Below are 20,587 nucleotides of genomic sequence, written 5' to 3' on the forward strand. Positions count from 1 at the left end.
ATATACTTTATTTTTTATCCTCCTCCCTTATCATCTCCAATATCTGATAACCATACAAATATCTCTCCTTCATCGCTCTCTTTTCACTTTCAACCTTCTTCTCGTCAATTTCTATCATATCCAAAAATTCCTCATAACTGTCCGCTATCGGCACAAACCTTCTGTTCCCCTCTTCCTCTGAATTAAAATACGTTATTCTCGGTTCTTTCAATGTCGTATTCAGTTTCCCTCTATAGTCAAGGCAAATATAACATTCGGATACACATTCATATATTGGTATTAACTTTTTAGGATATGGCTTAAATTCATCCAGTAAAAACTGATAGTTGCTTTTTATTTCTTTTAGCATCATATACTCTCCATATTCAAAATTTGTCCCTGACATTTCCTTTTTATATTTACTTTTATATTTTTCTGGATATATTCTGATTCCATTTTCATCTATTGCCCTATACAAAAAATTCAAATATTTCTCTGGAAATCTTAACCCTATCTCTTTCTGAAATTCCTCTATCTCCTCTTTCGTTGAAAATTCTTCAAACAGCCATCCTGCTTCTGTTTCCTTTGGCTTTTCATCTGTTATGTACATATAGTCAAGTATCACCGAGCTTTTATCCCCTAATTTTTTCTCCGTTACACTTCCTTCTATGTACTCATATCTATAAAGAGTGTCAAGCCCAACATCCTTCGCTCTATAAGTTATGTATATGATTTCAGGATTATTGCTATCTTTTGTAAAATCATAGGCTACAATATATTTTTTTAATTCTAAAATTTCATCTAAAAATTCCGTTTTAGATATTACTGGTATTATTTTTCTATTCACAAAATAATTACCTGTTGATCTATGAAAATATTCTAAATTCCTAATAAAATTTTTATATTCAAAAGTTGATAATTTTACATTAAATTCCTCACCATCAACACTAAATATCGTATTTATACTTGAACCACGATTAAAGTTCTTCAAGTATTTTACATCATTTTCAGGAAATTTTATTTCCAACTCATTTTCTATTTTATCAAAATTTTCCTTATCAATTTTTTTCACATTTTCCCATATTGTTTCATTTAAATTTTCCATTAATTTTTTCATTTCTTTTTGCTCCTTTTGTTTACAAAACTTTTGTCATATTAATTTCTATTCTTCCTCCCTTATCATCTCCAATATCTGATAACCATACAAATATCTCTCCTTCATCGCCCTCTTTTCACTTTCAACCTTCTTCTCATCAATTTCTATCATATCCAAAAATTCCTCATAACTGTTCGCTATCGGCACAAACCTCCTGTTCCCAAATTCCTCTGAATTAAAATACGTTATTCTCGGTTCTTTCAATGTCGTATTCAGTTTTCCTCTGTAGTCAAGGCAGATGTAACGTTCATACAGGCAGTCAAATATTGGAATTAATTTCTTCGGATATGGCTTAAATTCATCCAGCAAAAATTGATAATTGCTTTTTATCTGTTCAAGCATCATATATGCTCCATATTCAAAATTTGTATCTGATAATTCTTTTCTATATTTACTTTTATACTTTTCTGGATATATTCTGATTCCATTTTCATCAATTGCTTTATACAAAAAATTCAAATATTTTTCTGGAAACCTTAAACCTATCTCTTCCTGAAACTCCTCTATCTCCTCTTTTGTTGAAAACTCTTCAAATAGCCATCCCACTTCCGCCTCTTTTGGCTTTTCATCTGTTACATACATATAGTCAAGTATTACTGAACTTTTATCCCCAAGTTTCTTTTCTGTTACACTTCCTTCTATATATTTATATCTGTAAATGGTATTTAGCCCAACATCTTCCGCTCTATAAGTTATATATATAATTTCGGGATTATTGCTATCTTTTACAAAATCATAAGCTATCACATATTCCTTTAACTCATCAATTTCAGTTAAAAACTTTGTTTTTGATACTACTGGCACTATTTTTCTGTTTGAAAAATAATCTCCTGTCAATCTATGAAAATGATCTAAATTTTTAAAAAAATATTTACAATTAAAAGTTGATAATTCTACATTAAATTCTTCATCATCAATAAAAAATACTGTATTTATACTTGTACCACGATTAAAATTTCTCAAATATTTTACATCATTTTCTGGAAATTTTATTTTTAATTCATTTTCTATTTTATCAAAATTTTCCTTATCAATTTTTTTTATATTTTCCCATATTGTTTCATCTAAATTTTCTACTAATTTTTTCATTATCCTTCCTTTCCTATTTTTTAAAACTACTGTCATATTGTCTATAGTTTTTAATGTCTCTACTTATTTTATGTTTTTCTCTCCAATCCCATGCTTCTCCTCCATCAATTCCTGTTTTATCCAGTGAATTAATTACAGAATTTGGACCCATATGCGTTCCAGCTTTATGTACATCTGTTCTCACAAGATACATTTGATCTCCTTTTAAGTCATGATGCCAAGTATATGAAACGTATTCTCCTGTTGTTTTATCTCTAGCAAATACATTTGATTCTGTAACTTTAAAATCTTTTCCTAAAATTTCTTTTAAATCTTTGTTTTCTGAAACTAGCTCCTCAACCAGTATTTTATTTCCTTGTTCAAAATGTGTTCCATAATTACTTGTTAAATCACTAAAATGTATTTCAGTTCCTCTAATTGCCTGTGAATCACTGTATACAGGACGGTAAGATGCTACTTTGAAGTCTACATATTCTGGAGTAGCACCTTTAATTCCCCTATTAATATCGACATTGTATGTTTTTACAAATCTCTCATATACTATATTAGTTTTTAAAAAAAATTTGGTAAAATGTCGTAATTAATATTGCAATTTATGATAGTTTAATAAAATTCTTTTTAAATCTTCTAAATTCTTTTTCTCATATTCTATATCTTCCAAAATACCATTTCTTTCCTCTTCATCTTCGTTTTCTTCTAATTCTTCTTCAAGATCAGAAATTTCACTTTCCGAATTTTCCACACGCTCTTCAATTTCCTCTAAATAATTTATAAATTCATTATAATGTTTTTCTATTGCGTCATTAGATATTTCTAATTCTCCAACCAATGAATCTAATTTTGGATTTTCTTTTTTAAAAGTTTTAATTTTTACCCCTATGGAAAAACATAAAACATCATAACCCCTTAACAATTCCTCATATTTTGTAGGATATTTTTCAAAAAATATTTCTGTAAAATATCTACTTTTTTCTGTTCTTTTTTTACATCTTTCATAATCTAATATTTCATCTAAATTTCTTTTATTCATTTTTAAATTTATCTCTTTCTTTAATATATTCATCCATCTCTTTTAAAACCTTTCTTCCTTGAGCAATATTAACTACTCTGTTCTCTGTTTTTTCAATGTATAATTTATCTATAAATTCATCAAGACTATCTGCTATTTTAAATAATCCCGTATATTTATCTATTGAAATAGGATCTCTCATAAAAAATTCAATCGCTCCTGTTAATTTATTTATTAATAAATAATGAAAGCCTGGTTCAGAATGTATTGGTATATAATTTTCTATTTTTGGATATATTTCCAACAAATTTTTAATTCTTTCTATTTCTTCTTTGTCATCTTCAATTTGAGATTCAAAATCTTTTATATCTTCACTTTCTTCGCTTTCTTCTATATAATCTTCCATCATTTCAATATCATCTTCATAATCTTCCAACGTATCTTCTAATCTTTCAATATAAAAAATTATATCATTATATATTGTTTCTATTCTATCATTTGAAATAGAAAAATATGAAGCCAAAATTGTATTTTCTTCCCCCATAGAATCTTTATACACATCTGTCATATATTTTTTATCTACTTTATAATAAACATTGTCTTTAAAAAATATCTTTTCATACTCTTCAAATAATTCCCTATATTTCATTGGATGCTTTCTAAAAAATATTTCTGTAAAATATTTGCTTTTTTCTATTCTCTTTTTACATCTTTCATAATCTAATATTTCATCTAAATTTCTCTTGCTCACTTTCTAACTTTACTCCTTTTTCTATATTTCAAAGAACTTGGGAATTAAATCCCAAATTCTCTAATTTTTCTTTATTCTTCATTTTCCGCTTCCACTGCGTCCTCTATCGCTTTTCTTACTTCCCTCGCTTGAATAAGATCTTGATAATTTTTCCCTTCATCATCTTTTACATATAGATTTTCTATAAATTCATCAAAACTTCCTGCTATTTCAAACGTTCCCACATAGTCATCTTTTGCAAAATAGTCTATTCCTCCTGTTGTTTTATTAAATAGAAGAATAGCATAGTCGTAACTTGTTAATGGAATATAATTTTCTACATTTAATGGTGAAGCTAACAAAATATCTTGTAAACTCAAAATTTTTTCTTCAGCATTTTCTATTTCTCTATAAGCACTCTGAATTTCTTCTTTATTTATTTCTTTTCTTTCAATTTCTTTTTTTAATGTTTCTATTCTATCTTCATGATTTCTTGCTTCTTCATCAATTTCTTCTATAAAATCAATAATTTCATTATAGTTTTCTTCTATTAAATCATTTTCCAAATCTAATGAATACGGATAAAAAAAATTATCTTTCCCTTTTTGTCCACCTACACATAAAACATACTCTTTGGTTACATATTTTTTATCTATTCTACATACAACATTATCTAAAAATGGTACCCACTCATATTTTTCTAATAATTCTCTATATTTCACTGGATACTTTTCAAAAAATATTTCTGTAAAATATTTGCTTTTTTTCGTTCTTTTTTCACAATCTTCATAATTTATTATTTCTTTTAAATTTTTCATTTTATTTCCTCCTAAAATAATGTTAATCATAAATTGCAATATTAAATGCAACGTTTTTTAGATTTCTTTTAATTTAATTTCTTGAATATTATTAAATGTTCCCTTTATTCCGCCTACTATTCGAAAATTAGCCTGACTTATTCTGCCTGTTTTTAAATTTAATTCTATTATTCCATTACCCTCTAAAAATAAATTTTCTCTTTGATATTCTATTCCTAAAGTTTCAAATACTTCCATAGCCTTTATCTCAGGAACATTATATTCATCTAAACTTACATTTATTTCAATAAAATTACTATTTTAATTACTTTTAGCTTGTTTGTATTCTAAAATAATTGGCATATTAAAATCTAATATAAAATTTTCTTTTAATTTTTTTACTACTGCATTTTCCCTTAAATAATAACCTCCAAAAAATACATCATATATTAAGGGCTGTGTTACAAATTCCAATAATCTACTGTCCTCTTCAATTTTTAGAGTAATCTCATTTTTCATATTTGCTAGTAATTCAGATTCACTAACTACTTTTTCTGGAAACAACTTTTCTCTATTATCTTCCCATTTTTTCAAAATATGTTCTTTATTTGATACTTTTAATGCTTCTCCGTATTTATCTGTATGCATTTCTATTTCTTCAGTTAAAAAATATAGACTTAATGCTAATTTTTGAAGAGGTTTTAACTCATTTACTGCTACCCTTGTATCTATAATATCGATAAATATATTATACTCCATATCAGGCAATTCTTTAACACTTTGTTCAATTATATTTTTTATCTGCATCTTTTCTTCATCATCATATATTTTTATTTTTGAAGTTGATAAAATTTCATATTTTTTTTATCAAAATTTCTTATTTTTCCTATCATATTCCCTCCATTCCTTAAAAATTTTCTTCACTTATTAATTCATCTTCATGAAACTTTTGCTTTAATATTAAATTTCCTAGTTCATCATAATATTCTGTAAATCCTTCCAGTTTATCATTCAGGTATCTTTCTATGCTTTCGATTGTCTTTCCATCATCATTATAAATTATAAAATCTCCATTCATTTTTCCATTTATATAATCTATTTTTTGATATTTTAAATCATTATCATAATCTGTGTAAATTATTTTTTCACCATCCAATTTCCCAGATTTATAATTTTCTATCTGAAACACTTTGCCTATATTAAAATATGTTACACGCTCTCCTTCCAGTTTATTATTCCTATAAATTTCCTCCAGTTTTTTCTGACCATTTTCAAAATAATAATATGTTTTCCCCTCTTTTTTACCATTTTTCCATCTAGATTCATATTCTATATTCCCGTTTTTATAGTATCCAAATATTTCTCCATTTAATTCATTATTATAATAATTTTCTTCAATCTCTAATTTCGCATCTTCATAGTATGATAACCATTTCCCTTCTTTTTTTCCATCTACAAAATTTCCTGTTATTTTTATATTACCATTTTTATAATAGAGAAAGTAATCTCCTACAGTCTTATCTTGTACCCTTTTATATTTTGCCTGTAATTCTCCAGTTTCATAATATGAAACAACTTCTCCATCTTCCATACCATCTTTAAAATTTGTAAGTAAGGAAATTGCATTATTTTCATATCTTAAAATATATTCCCCTTCTCTTTTATCCTCTTTATAACTACCTTCTGATTCAACAACTCCATTTTCATAATACCAGTACCAATATCCTGTTTTTTTATTATCTAAAAATTGTCCTTTCAATATTAATTTTCCATCTTTAGAATATTCTTCCGCTCGTCCATTCAGCTTCCCTTTTTTATATTCATTAAACCCTCTTAATTCGCCATTTTCAAAATAATAAGCCCATTTGCCTTCTCTAAGTCCATCAATTATCGTACCTCGTATTGACAATTCATTTCCAGGCCCATAAGTTTCTATTTCTCCTGTAAACCTTTCACCATCTTTTGTTATAACCTCAACATCATCTATAATATCAATATTAAAATAGTCATAAAACTTATCATTTTCATCTAATCTTACTATATTCATACTTAACTCCTAATCCTCCAAAGGCTGCTCCCCATAAAAATAACTCTCCTCTATTTCCTTTTCCTTTCTTTCTATTTCCTCCTCATCTATCTCTATCATATCCAAAAACTTGTCATAGCTATCCGCCAAATGTATAAATCTTCTATTCCCTATTTCATCATGCACATAATATGTTATTTTTGGCTCTTTTAAAGTTGTATTTAGTTTACCTCTGTAATCTAGACACGCATAATCTCCATTTCCATATAATGCTATTGCTATCAGCTTCTTGGGATAAGGTTTATGTTCCTCTAAAAATATTTCATATGTTTCCTTTACATCCTTTAAGTCTATGTACATTCCTGTATCATATTCCATAACGCCTCTCGGAACTTTTATCTTCCATTTTTTTGGATAGAGTCTCACTCCTTCCTCCCTTGCTCTGTTTAACATATTTTCATAATTTTCTGGAAATTTTATTCCTAGTTCTTCTTCAAATTTTTTTATTTCATTTTCCGTCGCTGTTTCCCTAAATATATAAAAAACTTCTTCTTTCTCCACTTTTTCATCCGTTATGTACATATATTCAAATAAATCTTTCAAACTATGAACGTTTTCTAATTTTTCTTTTTTTACAGTTCCTTCCACAATTTCTTTTTTCAATATTTCTATACCATCTTTTTCCACTACTTCTTCATATATTATTAAACAAAATTCTGCTTCTTCTTCATTTTTAGTAAAATCATAACATATTTCGTATTGTTTATAATAAATCAACACAGTTTCTTCTATCTTTGTATTCACTTTTTCTCTTCCAGATAATATATAAACTATTTTTTGTGAAGGAAAATAAGTTTCTATTAATGATAAAAAAAATTTAGTATTCATTTCTAAAAAATCAATATTAAAATTTGAAAAATCTACTTTAAATTCTTCTCTTTCAATCCTAAAAACTATATTCACAGATCTAGCATTATTGTATGCTTTTATATATTTTTTATCTGCCATCGGAAATTTGACCTTTAATTTTTTCTCTACTTCATTTAACATTTTGCCATCTATCTTAATAATATTTTCCCAAATTGCTTTATCCCAATTTTCCAATAATTTCTCCATCCTACACCTCTCTTTCCCTTTTAATCATCCTCCAAAGGCTGCTCTCCATAAAAATAACTCTCCTTAATCTCCTTCTCCCTTTCCGCTATTTCTTCCTCATCTATTTCTATCATATCCAAAAACTCATCATAACTATCTGCCAAATGTATAAATCTTCTGTTTCCTATTTCATCATGTACGTAATATGTTATTTTGGGCTCTTTTAAAGTTGTGTTTAGTTTACCTCTGTAATCTAGGCAGATGTAATCTCCTCCGCCACATTCCCTTATTGGTATTAATTTTTTAGGATACGGCTTATGATATTTTAAAAATATATTATAATTTTCCTTTATATCCTTCAATGATATATAATTTCCTGTATCAACAACATTTTCTGGAACTTTTTTTTTTAAATATTGTTGAATAATATTCTATTGATCTTTCTCTTGCATAATTTAATAAATCTAAATATTTTTTAGGAAATTTTAATCCTATTTCTTTTTGGAATTCTTCAATTTCTTCTTTAGTTGCATTTTCTTTAAATTCCCATGTTATTTTTTCTATATCTATTTTTTTATTTTCAATATACATATATTTAAATAAATCTAGAATTTTTTTTCCTATCTTCTCTTCAATAATTGATCCATCTAATAACTTAGAAGTTGTCTTAAAATTTGGCATTTTTATTTTTTGTTCATATGTATAACATACACATATTATATCTGGATTTTTTGGACTAGTTGTAAAATCATACATAAATGTACAATCTTTTACATCTTCATATATCTCATATTGGTATTCTTTTTCAAATTCATGATTTTCTCTTCTATTTTCAAAAATTAATCCCGTTATCAAAGGAATTAATTTTCTGTTTTGAAAATAATTTTTTACTTTTTTTATTTCAAAATAATTAAAACTATTATTTTTAGAATATTTTAAATAATCCATAAAATCTATAACATTTACTTTGTAGCTATCATTAAACATTTTGAATACAATATTCTGTGCTTCTCCATGATTATATGCTTTTATATATTTCTTATCCTCTTCTGGAAATTTTATCTTTAAATCTTCTTCAAATTCATCTAAATCTTTATTCGATAATCTTTTTATGTTTTTCCATATCATTTTATCTAAATTTTTTAATAATTTTTTTTCCATGTGGATTTTTACCTCCCAAATATTTTATTATAAATTTTTCCTAATGAATTTCCTCCCATATGCCCAGTTTTATGTACTGTTTCTACAACTGGTTCCAAACAATCTCTTAAAGCATTATGATTCCATGTATACATGACACCATCTAGTTTAAAATTACTTTTTGTGGGAAAACTTATTCTCTCTTTTAGTTTATAATATATACTATTTTTATCTGTTGTGTTTTTTAATAGTTTTTTTAATTTACTATTAGCTGAATTTGGATGATTCTTAAAAGTTTTTCCTAAATCTGAAAATGGTATGGATAATTTGTCTAACCTATTTCCTTTAAAAAATGCATGATAAAACTCCATTTCAACTTCTACTCCATCTACTACCATTTTTTTCTTTAACTTTTTAAACAATACATCCCCATATTTTATTGTACCTTTCCATTTTCTTCCTAATTTCTCTCCTTTTTTTTGAAAAGTTTATCAAGAACCTCAACATTAGGGTACCCTTTCAATTTTACTTTTATATGTTTTTTCCCTAACTTTTTTGCTTCTTCTACAGCATTTTCTACTTGTTTAGCAATTGCAGGACAGTTTCCATTATGAACCAGCATATCTTCTTCTGTTATCAGATAGTTATGGTTATCCTCCACTTCCAAGTCATACATTATTTTCGGATTAACATTTCTAGTTATCTCTTTTGCTTCTAAACTTATTATTTCACCAGTCAACGTGTATACTTTTGTCTCTAGATCCAGTTCTTCTGCTGTTATCCATTCTCCGTCTGATGTCATAAATTCATGATTAAATGTTGTTTCTATTTCTATATTTTCTTTAAATTTTAATTTTAATGTATTTTCTTGATTATAGGTTTTTAATACTTCTAATACTGGCTTTAATTCTATTTCTCCTGTTAACAAATTATATGAGTATATAAACTCTCCCTTCTTAATATTTTCTATTTTTACATATCCATTTGGAGTTCTTACAAGTGTTCCTTTCTATTCTTCTGATGAGTATAAAAATTTATCTCCTGCCTATTTTTTTAATTTTCTGAAATATTCTCTAACTTACCATCTTTATATATTTCAAAATATTCTAACTTTCCATTTACATCATAATATTCTGTTTTTCCATTTAATTCATTATTTTCATAAGTTTCAACACAGCTTAATATTCCTTTTTTATCATAGTATTTAGTAATTCCGTTTAATTTATCTTCTTTATAAGTTTTGACAGTTCCCAGTATATCATTCTGGTAATAGTACCTTACTTCTCCATGTAGTTTTCCAAGTCTATATTCCTTTTCCCAGTTTAAATTTTCACTATCTGGATAGTAATATTTAGAAATACCCTCCAAATAATTTTTTTTATAATTTTCTAAACTCACAATAATACCATTTTCATCATATCTTTTCGATATTCCTTCTATTTTATCTTCAAAATAATTTGTAATTTCTTTTATATTTCCATTTTTATAATAGATTTCCCATTTTCCACTTTTTTCATTGTTAATAAATTCTCCCGTTTTCTCTATTTGATTTTTATAATCTCCATAATAATAAATAGATTTTCCATTTAATTTTCCGTTTACAAAATTTCTTTTTGACTTGATAATATTGTTATCATAATCAAAATAATCCACCTCCATTCCATTTTGTAAATCATTTTTATAATTTCGGACTAGAGTTATTTTTTCATTTCTATCATATATCACTGTTTCTCCATCTTTTTTATTATTAATGTATCTTCTTTTTACATTCAATATGCCTGTTTCATAATATTCTTTTTCCAAGCCATCTTTTTTCCCCTTTTCGTAATAGCATTCGGATTTTATATTTCCATTTTTATAATATTTTGTTATAACTCCATTCAATACTCCATTTTCATAGTATTCTATATCTGAAACTTCTCCAGTTTTATAATAAGTTTTCCATTCTCCAATTTTTAATCCTCTTTTTATTTCTCCCTCTGAATGAATATTACCATTATCATATTGTAACTCCAATTTACCCTCAAATTCTTTTCCTTCATCAAATAAAACTCTTTTCCCATAAAGTTTTTTAATTTGAAAATTTTCTTTTATCGGAGATTTATAATTTATTTTTTTTACTTTCATTTCATTTTTCACTTCCTTTAAATTCAATATTTTTTTCAAAAAAAGTAATTACATCTCTATGTGTCGATTCTGAGCCATTATCAAATTTCATATTATCTATTTTATTTTGTTTAATGTATCTTATAACTTTTTCTAATATTTCTTTTTTCTCATAATCAGCAATATTTTGTAGCATAATTTCAGTATCAAATTTATTTATTCTTTCTCCATTTTTTATTATTTTTAAACATTTTAACACATCGTTATATTCTGTTCTTCTGTAATATCCTTTTTTTAATTTTTCTATATCCAGATTTTCTATTTTTCCAATAGTTTCTCCTAAAAATCTTCTTACTTTTTCATTTTCTACTAAATCATATTCTTCTACTTTATAAAATTTAGCATATTTTTTTTCTATTGATCTTCCTTTTTTATCGAAGTATCTAATTTCATAGTATTTTTTATCTACAAAAAATGCTTCAAATATTTCTTCATCTGAAGATATTTCCTTTTTTTTCTCAAATTCTTCTATTTTTTCTGTAATGCTATTTAAATTTAACTTTTTCCTAAAATTCCATTTTATATCATCTGTTTTATCATTAGTAAATTCCTCTAAAGTTTTTGTCATTATTATTTTCTGGATATTATTTCCTATTTCAATATTTTGATAACAATCTTTAAATTCAACAAGAGTTTCCTTTGGTATCCAATTATAATAATTATTTCCTAACCACATTTTCCAAGCTACTCCTACCGGAATTTCTTTTACATATGTAATATATCCTGCATTTTTTCTGACATCAATTTTTTTTTCTCCATTAACTTCTAAAATTTTATCTTTTGAAATAGTTATACCTTTCTTTTTTAATTTTTCAATATTTTCTATTCTCTGATTTCTAAAATACTTGAGTTCATTTAAAAAAATACAATCAACTTTTGTTTCCTGAGCATAATCATCAAAAAAAGAATCTATTTTTTTCTGATTTTTTTCATAATTTTCATATGATAAATATAATATGTAAAGATTTTTTTCAATAGATAACTCTTCCAAACTATTACTACAAATTTCAATTGAAATTTCATTTTTTGCATCTTTATATTCTTTTTTACTAATTTCATAAAAAAATTCTTCTTTATTTGTTAATACTATTTCTTCATTATCAAAATACCTATTTATAGTAGCATTTTCTATTTCTTTAAAAAAGAAATTTACAATTTTCTTTATATTTTCTACATTATTTTTATAATATTTTAATATTACAATTATTTTTTTCATATTTTTTAATTTCCTTTCTTAATTTAATAGATAACTTTATTTAATTCTATTGATTTTAAATTAATATTTTTATCTGATAAACTTTCCATTATATCATCTAAATCTATCTGTTTAATCATATTATTATATTTCTCGGGAATATTTACTATTAATTCTCTACTTGCATTAGGAATTATTCCATTTTGAATTTTTAAATCTGGAAATTTTTGAGACATTTTCTTAATTTGTTCTGGACTAAATTTTACTTTTGCATTTCCTAATTCTGTTGCTCGTGTCTTTATTGCAGAAGTTAATTTCTTTACAGTATTATAACTTTTTTCTCCTACGTTTATTGTCTTATAACTAACAACAGAAGAAATTACTTCTCCTGAAGCATCTTTTTTTATTTTTATAAAATCAATTCCTTCAAAACTTTCAGATAAAAAAGCAATACTGATTAGTTCTCCTTTATGAAATTGATTGTACTGATACAAATTCTTCTAAATAAATACCTCTTGGAGAAGGTGCCAAATCCCATGCTTTATCTAAAAATGCTTTAGCTTCTTTTTTACTATATTTCCCATCTTGAAATATATTTTCTAACAAGTATTTTTTAGCTGTTTCTCTATGTTTAGCATTTTCTTTCCAAAAAGGAAATATTTCTTTTTTTATAGATAATTTTTTTAATTTTTTAGAACATTCTCCCTCATTATAAGTTAAAACATCATCTTCTGTTATAAAAAATGTATGAGATCCTTCAATTTCTAAATTATATACTTCAGTTTCAAAATAATATTCTTCTGTTATATTTTCTATTAATTCTTCACCATCTAAAGTTATTAAAATATCTCCTTTTGATACCTCTTTAGCTTCTATCCAAAACCTTTATTTTTTACATAAAATAAATGTCCTGAAGTTGTTTCTATTTCCTTATTTTGAATTTGAATTTTTATGCTTTCTTCTACTGTATTTGTTATTAAATTCTTAACTTCTCTCAGTACAATTTCATTATTCAATTCATCAAAACTGTAAACAATATCTCCCTCTTCTATCTCCTCTATCCTTTTATAACCATCTTTTGTTTTAACTAATGTTCCTGCAACAAAACAACCCTTTTTAGTAATATTGCATATTATTTCACTTGCTTTAAGTTTCTTTAAGTCCACTGCACTCACTATTCTTTTTCTGAATGTCTGCATACTTTCCATAGCTTCCTTCATTGGCTTGGCAATATTTCTTACTAAAGTATCCTTCAATGCTTCCCTTGTTTCCAGTATTGCTTTTCTTAATGCGGCTTTGTTTGTCGCCAGTTCCTTAACTGCTGCTTTTCCACTTTTTGCTTTGATACTTTCTTATTCAAATCACTCAAAATCTCCCTTTGAAAAAGCCTCACTTCCTCTCTCTACAACAACACAGCCCCAATTACATAATCCACTCCCCATTTAGTGAATCCGCAACCCTCTCAATAAGTGAACTCACTCTTTCATGCTGCTCCTGCAGTAATTCAAAACTTGCATGATTTATTGCCACCTTCTCTTCATCCGACATATTTTCTAATGCCCGTGACTTCAGTAAATTCTCTAAACTTTTTTTATCCATTTTCTCTTCCTCTCGCTTCATTCTTAACAATTTATTTTTTAGACTTCTTTCATTTTTATTTTATCCTATTATTGATTTTTTTACTTTTCTTCTTTAGGCAATCCCATTATTTCCCTGAACTTCTTCAACGCTTCCTCCAACTCATATGTTTCTCCTGTATCAAATGTTATTGTGCTTATCCAATCCTTTGTATACGAATCTATAAACCTGTACACTCTTTCTTTTAAATCTGTATCAAAATCTTTTATCCTTTCGATAAACCTGCTTACTGGAAATACACTGCCTTTGTACAAAGTTCTTTCTGTTCTTGAACCTAGCCAGTTTCGTGTTTCATCAAATTTTTTATCAGCTTCTTTTTTGGTAATCTGTTCTTGTGTTATCTTTGTTTCTTTAGGTTGTATCAAGATTTTTCTATCATCATCACTTATTTTATCCAAAACCATTTCTTCTTTTTTTTCAATATTATTTTTTTTTCTCTCAATTTCTACATATTTATTCAAATTTTCTTCAAAAAATTTCAGGACATGTTCATTTGTCCTCAATGAACCGTCATTAAATTTTACCATTTCTATTTTATTTTCTTTTAGATAATCTTTTATTCTTCTAAGCATTTCATCTTTATCTATTTGTCTTACTCTTTGCAATATATTCTCTAATTTTAATTTTTCAACATCTTTTCCCTGCTTTATTTTTGGTAAGTAATTAAAGATTTCAAAAAAGTTTTTTTCTGCTTCTAAATCAAATTCTAGTTCTTCTTCACTAGAAAATCTTTTTCTGTATTTTTTAGAATAAATAATATTTCCATTTTCATCATATTCTATTTGTTCTAAAAGGTTTTTATTCAAAAATATATTTTTCCTTATTATATTTAATTTTTTATCAAAATGATAAATAACTCTAAAAATATTTTTCCCGTTATATTTAAAAAACTCTTCTGAAAAAACTTTCTTTTCTTTATTATTATAATATCTTTTTTCATTTATTAATTTATTATTTTCATATAAACTTTCATAAACAAAATTTTCATTTTCTGGAAAAAAATATCTTTTTCCTTCAATTTTTCCATCTTTAAAAAATTTTTTTTCTCTTAATTTTCCATTTAAATAAAATTGTTTATATTCACCTTCTTCCTTATCATTTTTCATATTATAAATTTCATAAATAACTCCTGTTTCATCAATATTTAATCTTGATTAGTTATTCGCTCGATCTTGCTGAAAAACTCGAGCCATAATAAATTTTGTAAATTCCATTTTTTTTATTATTTTTCATTTCATATTTTTTCTTTTATTTTTCCCGTTTCTTCATTATACTCAAACCAATTTCCTTCCTCAAAATCATCTTTATAATTTCCAACTAATTTTAAATTACCATTTTCTAAGAACTCTTTCATCTCTCCATTCTTTTTACCATTAACAAAATTTAATTCATATTTTTTATTTCCGCTTTCCGAATAAATTATGCTTTTTCCTTCAATTTTATCATGAACATAGTTAGCTTTAGAATAAATATTTCCATTTTGATGATAACTTATCCATTTTCCTTCTTTTAAGCCATCTCTATAAAATCCTTCTAATTCAATTTCTCCTGTTTTGAAATATCTTTTATATTTTCCATAAAAAACGTCATTTTTATAATTCAATTCCAATTTTTTGATATTTTCTTTATAAAATTCTTCATACATCCCTTCTCTTTTTCCCTAATATAAAATTTTCAATTATTTTTACTTGATTATTTTGATAATAAGTTTTCCACTGCCCATCTTTTAACCCTAATCTTATCATTCCTTCAGAATGTAGTTGCCCATTTTCATACTCTAATTCTAATTTCCCATTATATCTAATTTCATTATCATCAAATAAAACTAACTGTCCATCTATTTCTTTTATATTAAAAATTTCTCCTACTTTTTGATTATAATTCGCTCTTTTTATTTCCATTTTTTCCTTCTTTCAAGTAAGAGTACTGTAATTTAAATTTACAGTACCTTAATCAATAATTTTATTTTTTCTTTTTTTGATAACACATCAATTAAATTTCTTACTTGTTCTTCACTAATTCTTTTCTTTTGTGTCTTCATCTGGAATATAATATAATTTATCTATAAATTCATCAAAATTATCTGCTATTAGCTCCCAGTTGTATATTGTTTCCATCATATTTGATAAGTCTTCATCTTGAATTGCAGTCCATATTTTTGATGTAGTCTTATCAATAAATATGTAGTCACATAATCCTGAAAATGGTACTAAATTATCTGTTAAATAATAATCAGGTCTTCCTAATTTTTCATATTCCCCCGTTTCCTGATAATATTCATCCAATTCCATAAGAAAATTTAATTTAGATTCAACATTTTTATCTTTTAACCATAAACCATCAATATAATAATCTTCTTCAGATTTTTATTTTCTCCTTTTCTACAATAAGTAGCGTCATTAAACTCAATAAAATTATAATCTTCTAATAAATATCTATATTTTTTAATTCCACATTTTTTAAAAAATTCTTCTGTGAAATATTTACTTTTTTCTGTTCTTTTTTCTATATACTTCTTACTTATTATAAAATTCAATTCTTTATTCATTTCCATTTTATTCTCCTCTTTTCATTCCATCTAATGCCTGTGGCCCTTTATGTGCCACACCACCTTTGTTAGCATTATGCCTTTTTGTTTCTTGCATTTCAAAAGTATAATCAAAATCTCTGTTGTCTCTTGCATGATGTATAACAATGCCTTCTTCTCTTAAATAATCAATAATATCATCTTTGTCACTTTGGGTTAATTTTAAATATATTTCATTTTTAGATTCAGCTAAATTAATACCGTCTTTTTCTATAATTTTTTTTGTATTTTCTCTTATATCTTCAGCGAATTTTCCAAAATCTCGATTATGATTTCTTGAAGCATAAGGAACTTTAATAGGATCTCCTATATGACCAGAAATTGTTGTATAACCATCATTCACATCCACCATACCTAAAGTTATATCTCCATTATCATCCCAACCATATAAATATTTTGTTCTATCATCTGATACTGCAAAAAATCCACCTTTATTATATTTTTTTGGATTATTTTCAGAATGTCTTTCTATCCATTCTTTTATTTCAGGAGAACCTTTCGGCTTATTATCTTTAAGTTCACGTCCAAGAGGTGTTAATTTCTCACCATCAAATAATTTATCTAGATTATTTTCATCAAAAAATTCTTTTTCATTATGAACTAAAATTCCATTTTCTCCAACAAAATAATTATGATTTCCTTCAACTTCAAAATTATAAACAAAAATTTCTTTTTCATAAAAAATTTCTCGTTTTTCCAATAATTTTATTTCTACATTATTTACTGTAAATAGTTTTGTATCCAATTTTATATCTTCTGCAATAATATATTATACAATCTATGTTTCAAAAAAACCTTTAAATACTTTTGAACCATCTCTCCTATATTCCTCATTTAAGCCATTCAGTAAACTATTTTTATATTCATTAATTCCCCTTAATTCTCCTGTATCAAAGTAATGCAACCATCTTCCTTCCCTCAATCCATCAATGATTTTCCCCCTTGTAATTACTACATTCCCTGAAAAAATCTCTATTTCTGCTGTTACTTTTTCTCCATCCCTGCTTAAAATTTCTGTTCCGTCTACTGTTTTCACATCAAAATATTCATAAAATTTTTCATGTTCATCTATTTTTAATATTTTCATTACTTCCTCCTAAATTCTTGAATTTCTTATATACTTAGCAAGGAACTACCAGATTCTCTTTAAAAAAGTTTATTACATTCTCCTGTCCTTTTATTTCTTCCCTATTTTTGAAATAAATATTTTCAATATTATTTTCTTTTATGTAATTTTCTATTTTGCTTTTTATAACATTGAAAATAACTTTTTTATTTCTGATTGAAATATTAAAATTTTTTAATTTATCTGTTTTGTTTTTTAAAGTAACTTCTGAATTTTCAAATCTTTCTATAATTTCCAACTCATCAACTCTTTTATGATTTTTTATTTTTTCCAAATAAGATACTATATCTACAGGTAGTTCTATTGTATTTTGCATTTCTCTATAAAAATTTATTTCTAATTTTTTCTCCATTTCACTTGTATCTCCATCATTGAAAAAATCTTCTAATATTTTATGAACTATTTTTTTATCTTTTACAAAATATTTTAATGGTATTTTATAAAAATAATCATTTACATCAGCAACTCCTTTAAAATTTGGCAATTCATCACTTCCCTCTAAATTTACATATACACATATGTATTCCCATTCATTTTTATAAACTGTTATATATACCAACCCTTCAATTATATCTACTGTCATTTTTTTTAAAATTTTATATTTAAATACTGGATCATTATTCTCTTTTTTTACTCTAATCATTAGATCAAACCCGCCTAAATAATCTTTATCTTCTACACTTTTATCAAACTCCTTATCAAAAATGTTCAATGTTTCTTCTAAAGTTATTTTTTTTTTATTTTCTGTTTAAGAACATATTCTTTTTTATTATTCATTTTATCTGTATTCCTTTCATTTTTATTATTTTAAATAGTTTAAATTAATAAGTTTAGTATTTTCGAAACTACTATGCCAGAAAAATATTCCATCAGGTGCAACTACAGTTATAGAATTTGCTCCTGCTTGTTTTGCATATTCGGCAACAGATGTTTGGCAAAATCCACATGGAGTTTTTCCATATTTACTTTTAAATTCTTCTATAAAATCTAACTTTGTTACAACATCTTTATTAGTAAAATCAACTCCATCTACAACTAAACCTTCTGCTGATTCTATTTCAGCATGTATGTCATCTTTCGTTACATTAGGATAACCTCCTGGATTATCTAAGTTTTTCTCTTTAAATTCTTGTGAAGGATATTTTATTTCTTCAGTTTTTACATATTCCGCTCTACCTTTTCCTGTATTATTCATACCATAAGCACGAGATACATCTCCTGTTTCATCTATCACAGATGTTTCTGAAACAACTTTTATTTTATCTGCTTTATTTACTTTTGGCTTTTCAAGGTATCTTCCTTTAACATTTATCCCTTTCATTTCTGCTTTTTTCATATCTTCAAGTACATCATCTACATATTTTTGAAAATCTTTAACATCTTCAATTTCCATTCCTGTTATTTTCTTTATATCCTCAATTTTTTCAATACAACTAGCATTATGAACCAACAAATCCTTCTCCGATACAAAATAATTATGATTATCTTCAATCTCTAAATCATACATTATTTTTGGATTAACATTTCTAGTTATCTCTTTTGCTTCTAAACTTATTATTTCACCAGTCAACGTGTATACTTTTGTCCCTAAATCCAGTTCTTCTGCTGTTATCCATTCTCCGTCTGATGTCATAAATTCATGATTAAATGTTGTTTCTATTTCTATATTTTCTTTAAATTTTAATTTTAATGTATTTTCTTGATTATAGGTTTTTAATACTTCTAATACTGGCTTTAATTCTATTTCTCCTGTTAACAAATTATATGAGTATATCAACTCTCCCTTCTTAATATTTTCTATTTTTACATATCCATTTGGAGTCCTTACAAGCGTTTCTTCAGAAAAACAGCCATTAAATCCTAATGAGGTTTTGAATTCACATATTTTTGCCTTTATTTTTGGAACAGCATCTTTTCCAGCCACAACTATCTTTTTTCCTGCTGCTAATATGTCATCAGCCAATCTTTTAAGGCTCGGAGCTTCACTAAATGCTTTTATATATTTAGCACTTTTTATCACTCCCTTAACTCCTCCTTTAAATGCTGCTGTCGATACATCAGCAATTGTCTCTGCTGCTTGTCCTGCATTTTTTACCATATCTTTGGCTGCTTCTGCCGGCTTTAAACTTTTTGCCCATTTTCCTGTATTCTCAGCTATTTCTGCTACGGCATTTCCACCTTTTCTAGCTATATTAAATGCTTTTATTCCTCCACCTATTATTGGTATCACTCCTATTGCAGATAAACCAAATCCTAGCCAATCACCTTTCATTGCACAGGCAGCCATATCCCTTATATCCATTATTACGTCAAAACCTGTAAATCCTAATGCTATTTCTGCCATTGAACCTAGAAAAGTTTTATCTTCATCGGCTGTAAATTCTCCTAAAAATACCTATTTTATACTTTTACCTAGATAGTCTCCCGCTTCCTCAAGTTTTTCTCCTGTTGTTTTTGCTCTTATCTTACCATCTTCATCTAATTTATTCTGTTGGTGATCATAAAAATTTATCTTCTCTTCTGCTGCAAAAGGACATCGAAAATAGCTAGCTCCATTTAACGCCTTGCTTCCTTTTATTTTAACATCTGATTTAAAATTTTCCCATTTTATATTTTGACCTGCAATTTCTATTAACCTGCATTGACCAAATAATTGACACATTCCAAAATCTAAAACATTCTTCATTACTTTACTATCTGCACAAGTCATAATTTTTAAACCTTGCAGCTTTACATTTGTGGAATGAGTTGCTTTTACTGGTTGAGCAAATTCACCTTGTTTACATCCACAATATGCACCATCCGCTATATATGCATCTTCTAAAATTTTTTTTGTTTTTTCATCCATAATTCA

The 20,587-nt window shown here is 26.0% G+C and carries 29 protein-coding genes and 1 pseudogene; all 30 read right to left on the minus strand.

The window, feature by feature from the left end:
• Nucleotides 1-7: 7 nt before the first annotated feature.
• Nucleotides 8-1,096 (minus strand): SMI1/KNR4 family protein, encoded by a 1,089-nt coding sequence (locus FVE77_RS08465; RefSeq protein ID WP_026745941.1) that lies wholly within the window; start codon nt 1,094-1,096, stop codon nt 8-10.
• 45 nt (nt 1,097-1,141) lie between these two features.
• Nucleotides 1,142-2,224: an SMI1/KNR4 family protein gene (locus tag FVE77_RS08470; RefSeq protein ID WP_026745940.1), complete on the minus strand. Its 1,083-nt coding sequence runs from the start codon at nt 2,222-2,224 to the stop codon at nt 1,142-1,144.
• 13 nt (nt 2,225-2,237) lie between these two features.
• A complete protein-coding gene (locus FVE77_RS13010) occupies nt 2,238-2,768 on the minus strand; it encodes an HNH endonuclease (protein WP_081690301.1) in 531 nt (176 codons plus the stop codon).
• A 36-nt stretch (nt 2,769-2,804) separates the two neighbouring features.
• On the minus strand, nt 2,805-3,254 hold the full coding sequence (locus FVE77_RS08480) for a hypothetical protein (RefSeq protein WP_146967877.1): 450 nt from the start codon (nt 3,252-3,254) through the stop codon (nt 2,805-2,807).
• The gene (locus FVE77_RS08485) at nt 3,247-3,984 is read right to left on the minus strand and encodes a hypothetical protein (protein WP_026745937.1); all 738 of its coding nucleotides are present in this window, start codon (nt 3,982-3,984) and stop codon (nt 3,247-3,249) included. Before FVE77_RS08485 ends, FVE77_RS08480 begins: the two co-directional genes overlap by 8 nt.
• A 71-nt stretch (nt 3,985-4,055) precedes the next feature.
• Complete coding sequence (locus FVE77_RS08490; RefSeq protein WP_026745936.1) at nt 4,056-4,781, minus strand: coiled-coil domain-containing protein; 726 nt, start codon at nt 4,779-4,781, stop codon at nt 4,056-4,058.
• 57 nt (nt 4,782-4,838) lie between these two features.
• Nucleotides 4,839-5,018 carry a hypothetical protein gene (locus FVE77_RS08495; RefSeq protein WP_026745935.1) on the minus strand — a complete coding sequence of 60 codons (180 nt, stop codon included), beginning with the start codon at nt 5,016-5,018 and terminating at the stop codon, nt 4,839-4,841.
• A 63-nt stretch (nt 5,019-5,081) separates the two neighbouring features.
• Entirely contained in the window at nt 5,082-5,567 is a 486-nt protein-coding gene (locus tag FVE77_RS08500; protein ID WP_036087857.1) for a hypothetical protein, read from the minus strand.
• 100 nt (nt 5,568-5,667) lie between these two features.
• Complete coding sequence (locus FVE77_RS08505; RefSeq protein ID WP_026745934.1) at nt 5,668-6,807, minus strand: toxin-antitoxin system YwqK family antitoxin; 1,140 nt, start codon at nt 6,805-6,807, stop codon at nt 5,668-5,670.
• Between the two features lie 9 nt (nt 6,808-6,816).
• On the minus strand, nt 6,817-7,902 hold the full coding sequence (locus FVE77_RS08510) for an SMI1/KNR4 family protein (protein ID WP_026745933.1): 1,086 nt from the start codon (nt 7,900-7,902) through the stop codon (nt 6,817-6,819).
• 20 nt (nt 7,903-7,922) lie between these two features.
• Entirely contained in the window at nt 7,923-8,309 is a 387-nt protein-coding gene (locus tag FVE77_RS08515; RefSeq protein WP_081690300.1) for an SMI1/KNR4 family protein, read from the minus strand.
• Nucleotides 8,263-9,042, minus strand: a complete 780-nt coding sequence (locus tag FVE77_RS12485) for an SMI1/KNR4 family protein (protein WP_026745931.1) — start codon at nt 9,040-9,042, stop codon at nt 8,263-8,265. The genes FVE77_RS08515 and FVE77_RS12485 overlap by 47 nt, the downstream gene beginning before the upstream one ends.
• Nucleotides 9,043-9,050: 8 nt before the next feature.
• On the minus strand, nt 9,051-9,419 hold the full coding sequence (locus FVE77_RS08520) for a hypothetical protein (RefSeq protein ID WP_146967879.1): 369 nt from the start codon (nt 9,417-9,419) through the stop codon (nt 9,051-9,053).
• 62 nt (nt 9,420-9,481) lie between these two features.
• Nucleotides 9,482-10,015, minus strand: a pseudogene (locus FVE77_RS08525) (Hint domain-containing protein); the annotation flags it as partial.
• Nucleotides 10,016-10,074: 59 nt separating this feature from the next.
• On the minus strand, nt 10,075-11,148 hold the full coding sequence (locus FVE77_RS08530; protein ID WP_146967881.1) for a toxin-antitoxin system YwqK family antitoxin: 1,074 nt from the start codon (nt 11,146-11,148) through the stop codon (nt 10,075-10,077).
• A 1-nt stretch (nt 11,149) separates the two neighbouring features.
• Nucleotides 11,150-12,403, minus strand: coding sequence for a hypothetical protein (locus tag FVE77_RS08535; protein WP_026745927.1), 1,254 nt, complete (start codon nt 12,401-12,403; stop codon nt 11,150-11,152).
• 23 nt (nt 12,404-12,426) lie between these two features.
• Nucleotides 12,427-12,876 carry a hypothetical protein gene (locus FVE77_RS08540; protein WP_026745926.1) on the minus strand — a complete coding sequence of 150 codons (450 nt, stop codon included), beginning with the start codon at nt 12,874-12,876 and terminating at the stop codon, nt 12,427-12,429.
• Nucleotides 12,851-12,988: a hypothetical protein gene (locus tag FVE77_RS12490; protein WP_154669759.1), complete on the minus strand. Its 138-nt coding sequence runs from the start codon at nt 12,986-12,988 to the stop codon at nt 12,851-12,853. The genes FVE77_RS08540 and FVE77_RS12490 overlap by 26 nt, the downstream gene beginning before the upstream one ends.
• Before the next feature lie 266 nt (nt 12,989-13,254).
• A complete protein-coding gene (locus tag FVE77_RS08545; protein ID WP_026745925.1) occupies nt 13,255-13,638 on the minus strand; it encodes a Hint domain-containing protein in 384 nt (127 codons plus the stop codon).
• A 166-nt stretch (nt 13,639-13,804) separates the two neighbouring features.
• Nucleotides 13,805-13,981: a hypothetical protein gene (locus FVE77_RS12495; RefSeq protein ID WP_154669760.1), complete on the minus strand. Its 177-nt coding sequence runs from the start codon at nt 13,979-13,981 to the stop codon at nt 13,805-13,807.
• Between the two features lie 80 nt (nt 13,982-14,061).
• Nucleotides 14,062-15,126, minus strand: coding sequence for a toxin-antitoxin system YwqK family antitoxin (locus FVE77_RS08550; RefSeq protein WP_146967883.1), 1,065 nt, complete (start codon nt 15,124-15,126; stop codon nt 14,062-14,064).
• A gap of 128 nt (nt 15,127-15,254) precedes the next feature.
• Nucleotides 15,255-15,665, minus strand: coding sequence for a toxin-antitoxin system YwqK family antitoxin (locus FVE77_RS08555; protein ID WP_146967885.1), 411 nt, complete (start codon nt 15,663-15,665; stop codon nt 15,255-15,257).
• On the minus strand, nt 15,658-15,921 hold the full coding sequence (locus FVE77_RS08560) for a toxin-antitoxin system YwqK family antitoxin (protein ID WP_146967887.1): 264 nt from the start codon (nt 15,919-15,921) through the stop codon (nt 15,658-15,660). The genes FVE77_RS08555 and FVE77_RS08560 overlap by 8 nt, the downstream gene beginning before the upstream one ends.
• A 114-nt stretch (nt 15,922-16,035) precedes the next feature.
• Nucleotides 16,036-16,311: a hypothetical protein gene (locus FVE77_RS08565; protein WP_146967890.1), complete on the minus strand. Its 276-nt coding sequence runs from the start codon at nt 16,309-16,311 to the stop codon at nt 16,036-16,038.
• A gap of 35 nt (nt 16,312-16,346) precedes the next feature.
• Complete coding sequence (locus FVE77_RS08570) at nt 16,347-16,574, minus strand: hypothetical protein (RefSeq protein WP_146967892.1); 228 nt, start codon at nt 16,572-16,574, stop codon at nt 16,347-16,349.
• Between the two features lies 1 nt (nt 16,575).
• Nucleotides 16,576-17,352 carry a hypothetical protein gene (locus FVE77_RS08575; RefSeq protein WP_162141755.1) on the minus strand — a complete coding sequence of 259 codons (777 nt, stop codon included), beginning with the start codon at nt 17,350-17,352 and terminating at the stop codon, nt 16,576-16,578.
• A 33-nt stretch (nt 17,353-17,385) separates the two neighbouring features.
• Entirely contained in the window at nt 17,386-17,694 is a 309-nt protein-coding gene (locus tag FVE77_RS08580) for a toxin-antitoxin system YwqK family antitoxin (protein ID WP_026747071.1), read from the minus strand.
• Between the two features lie 34 nt (nt 17,695-17,728).
• Entirely contained in the window at nt 17,729-18,445 is a 717-nt protein-coding gene (locus tag FVE77_RS08585; RefSeq protein ID WP_026747072.1) for a hypothetical protein, read from the minus strand.
• Nucleotides 18,446-18,535: 90 nt separating this feature from the next.
• Nucleotides 18,536-20,077: a hint domain-containing protein gene (locus FVE77_RS08590; RefSeq protein WP_026747073.1), complete on the minus strand. Its 1,542-nt coding sequence runs from the start codon at nt 20,075-20,077 to the stop codon at nt 18,536-18,538.
• Between the two features lie 51 nt (nt 20,078-20,128).
• Nucleotides 20,129-20,581, minus strand: coding sequence for a PAAR-like protein (locus FVE77_RS08595; RefSeq protein WP_026747074.1), 453 nt, complete (start codon nt 20,579-20,581; stop codon nt 20,129-20,131).
• Between the last annotated feature and the right edge of the window lie 6 nt (nt 20,582-20,587).

It is taken from the genome of Leptotrichia hofstadii (genome assembly GCF_007990525.1).
Lineage (GTDB): Bacteria > Fusobacteriota > Fusobacteriia > Fusobacteriales > Leptotrichiaceae > Leptotrichia > Leptotrichia hofstadii.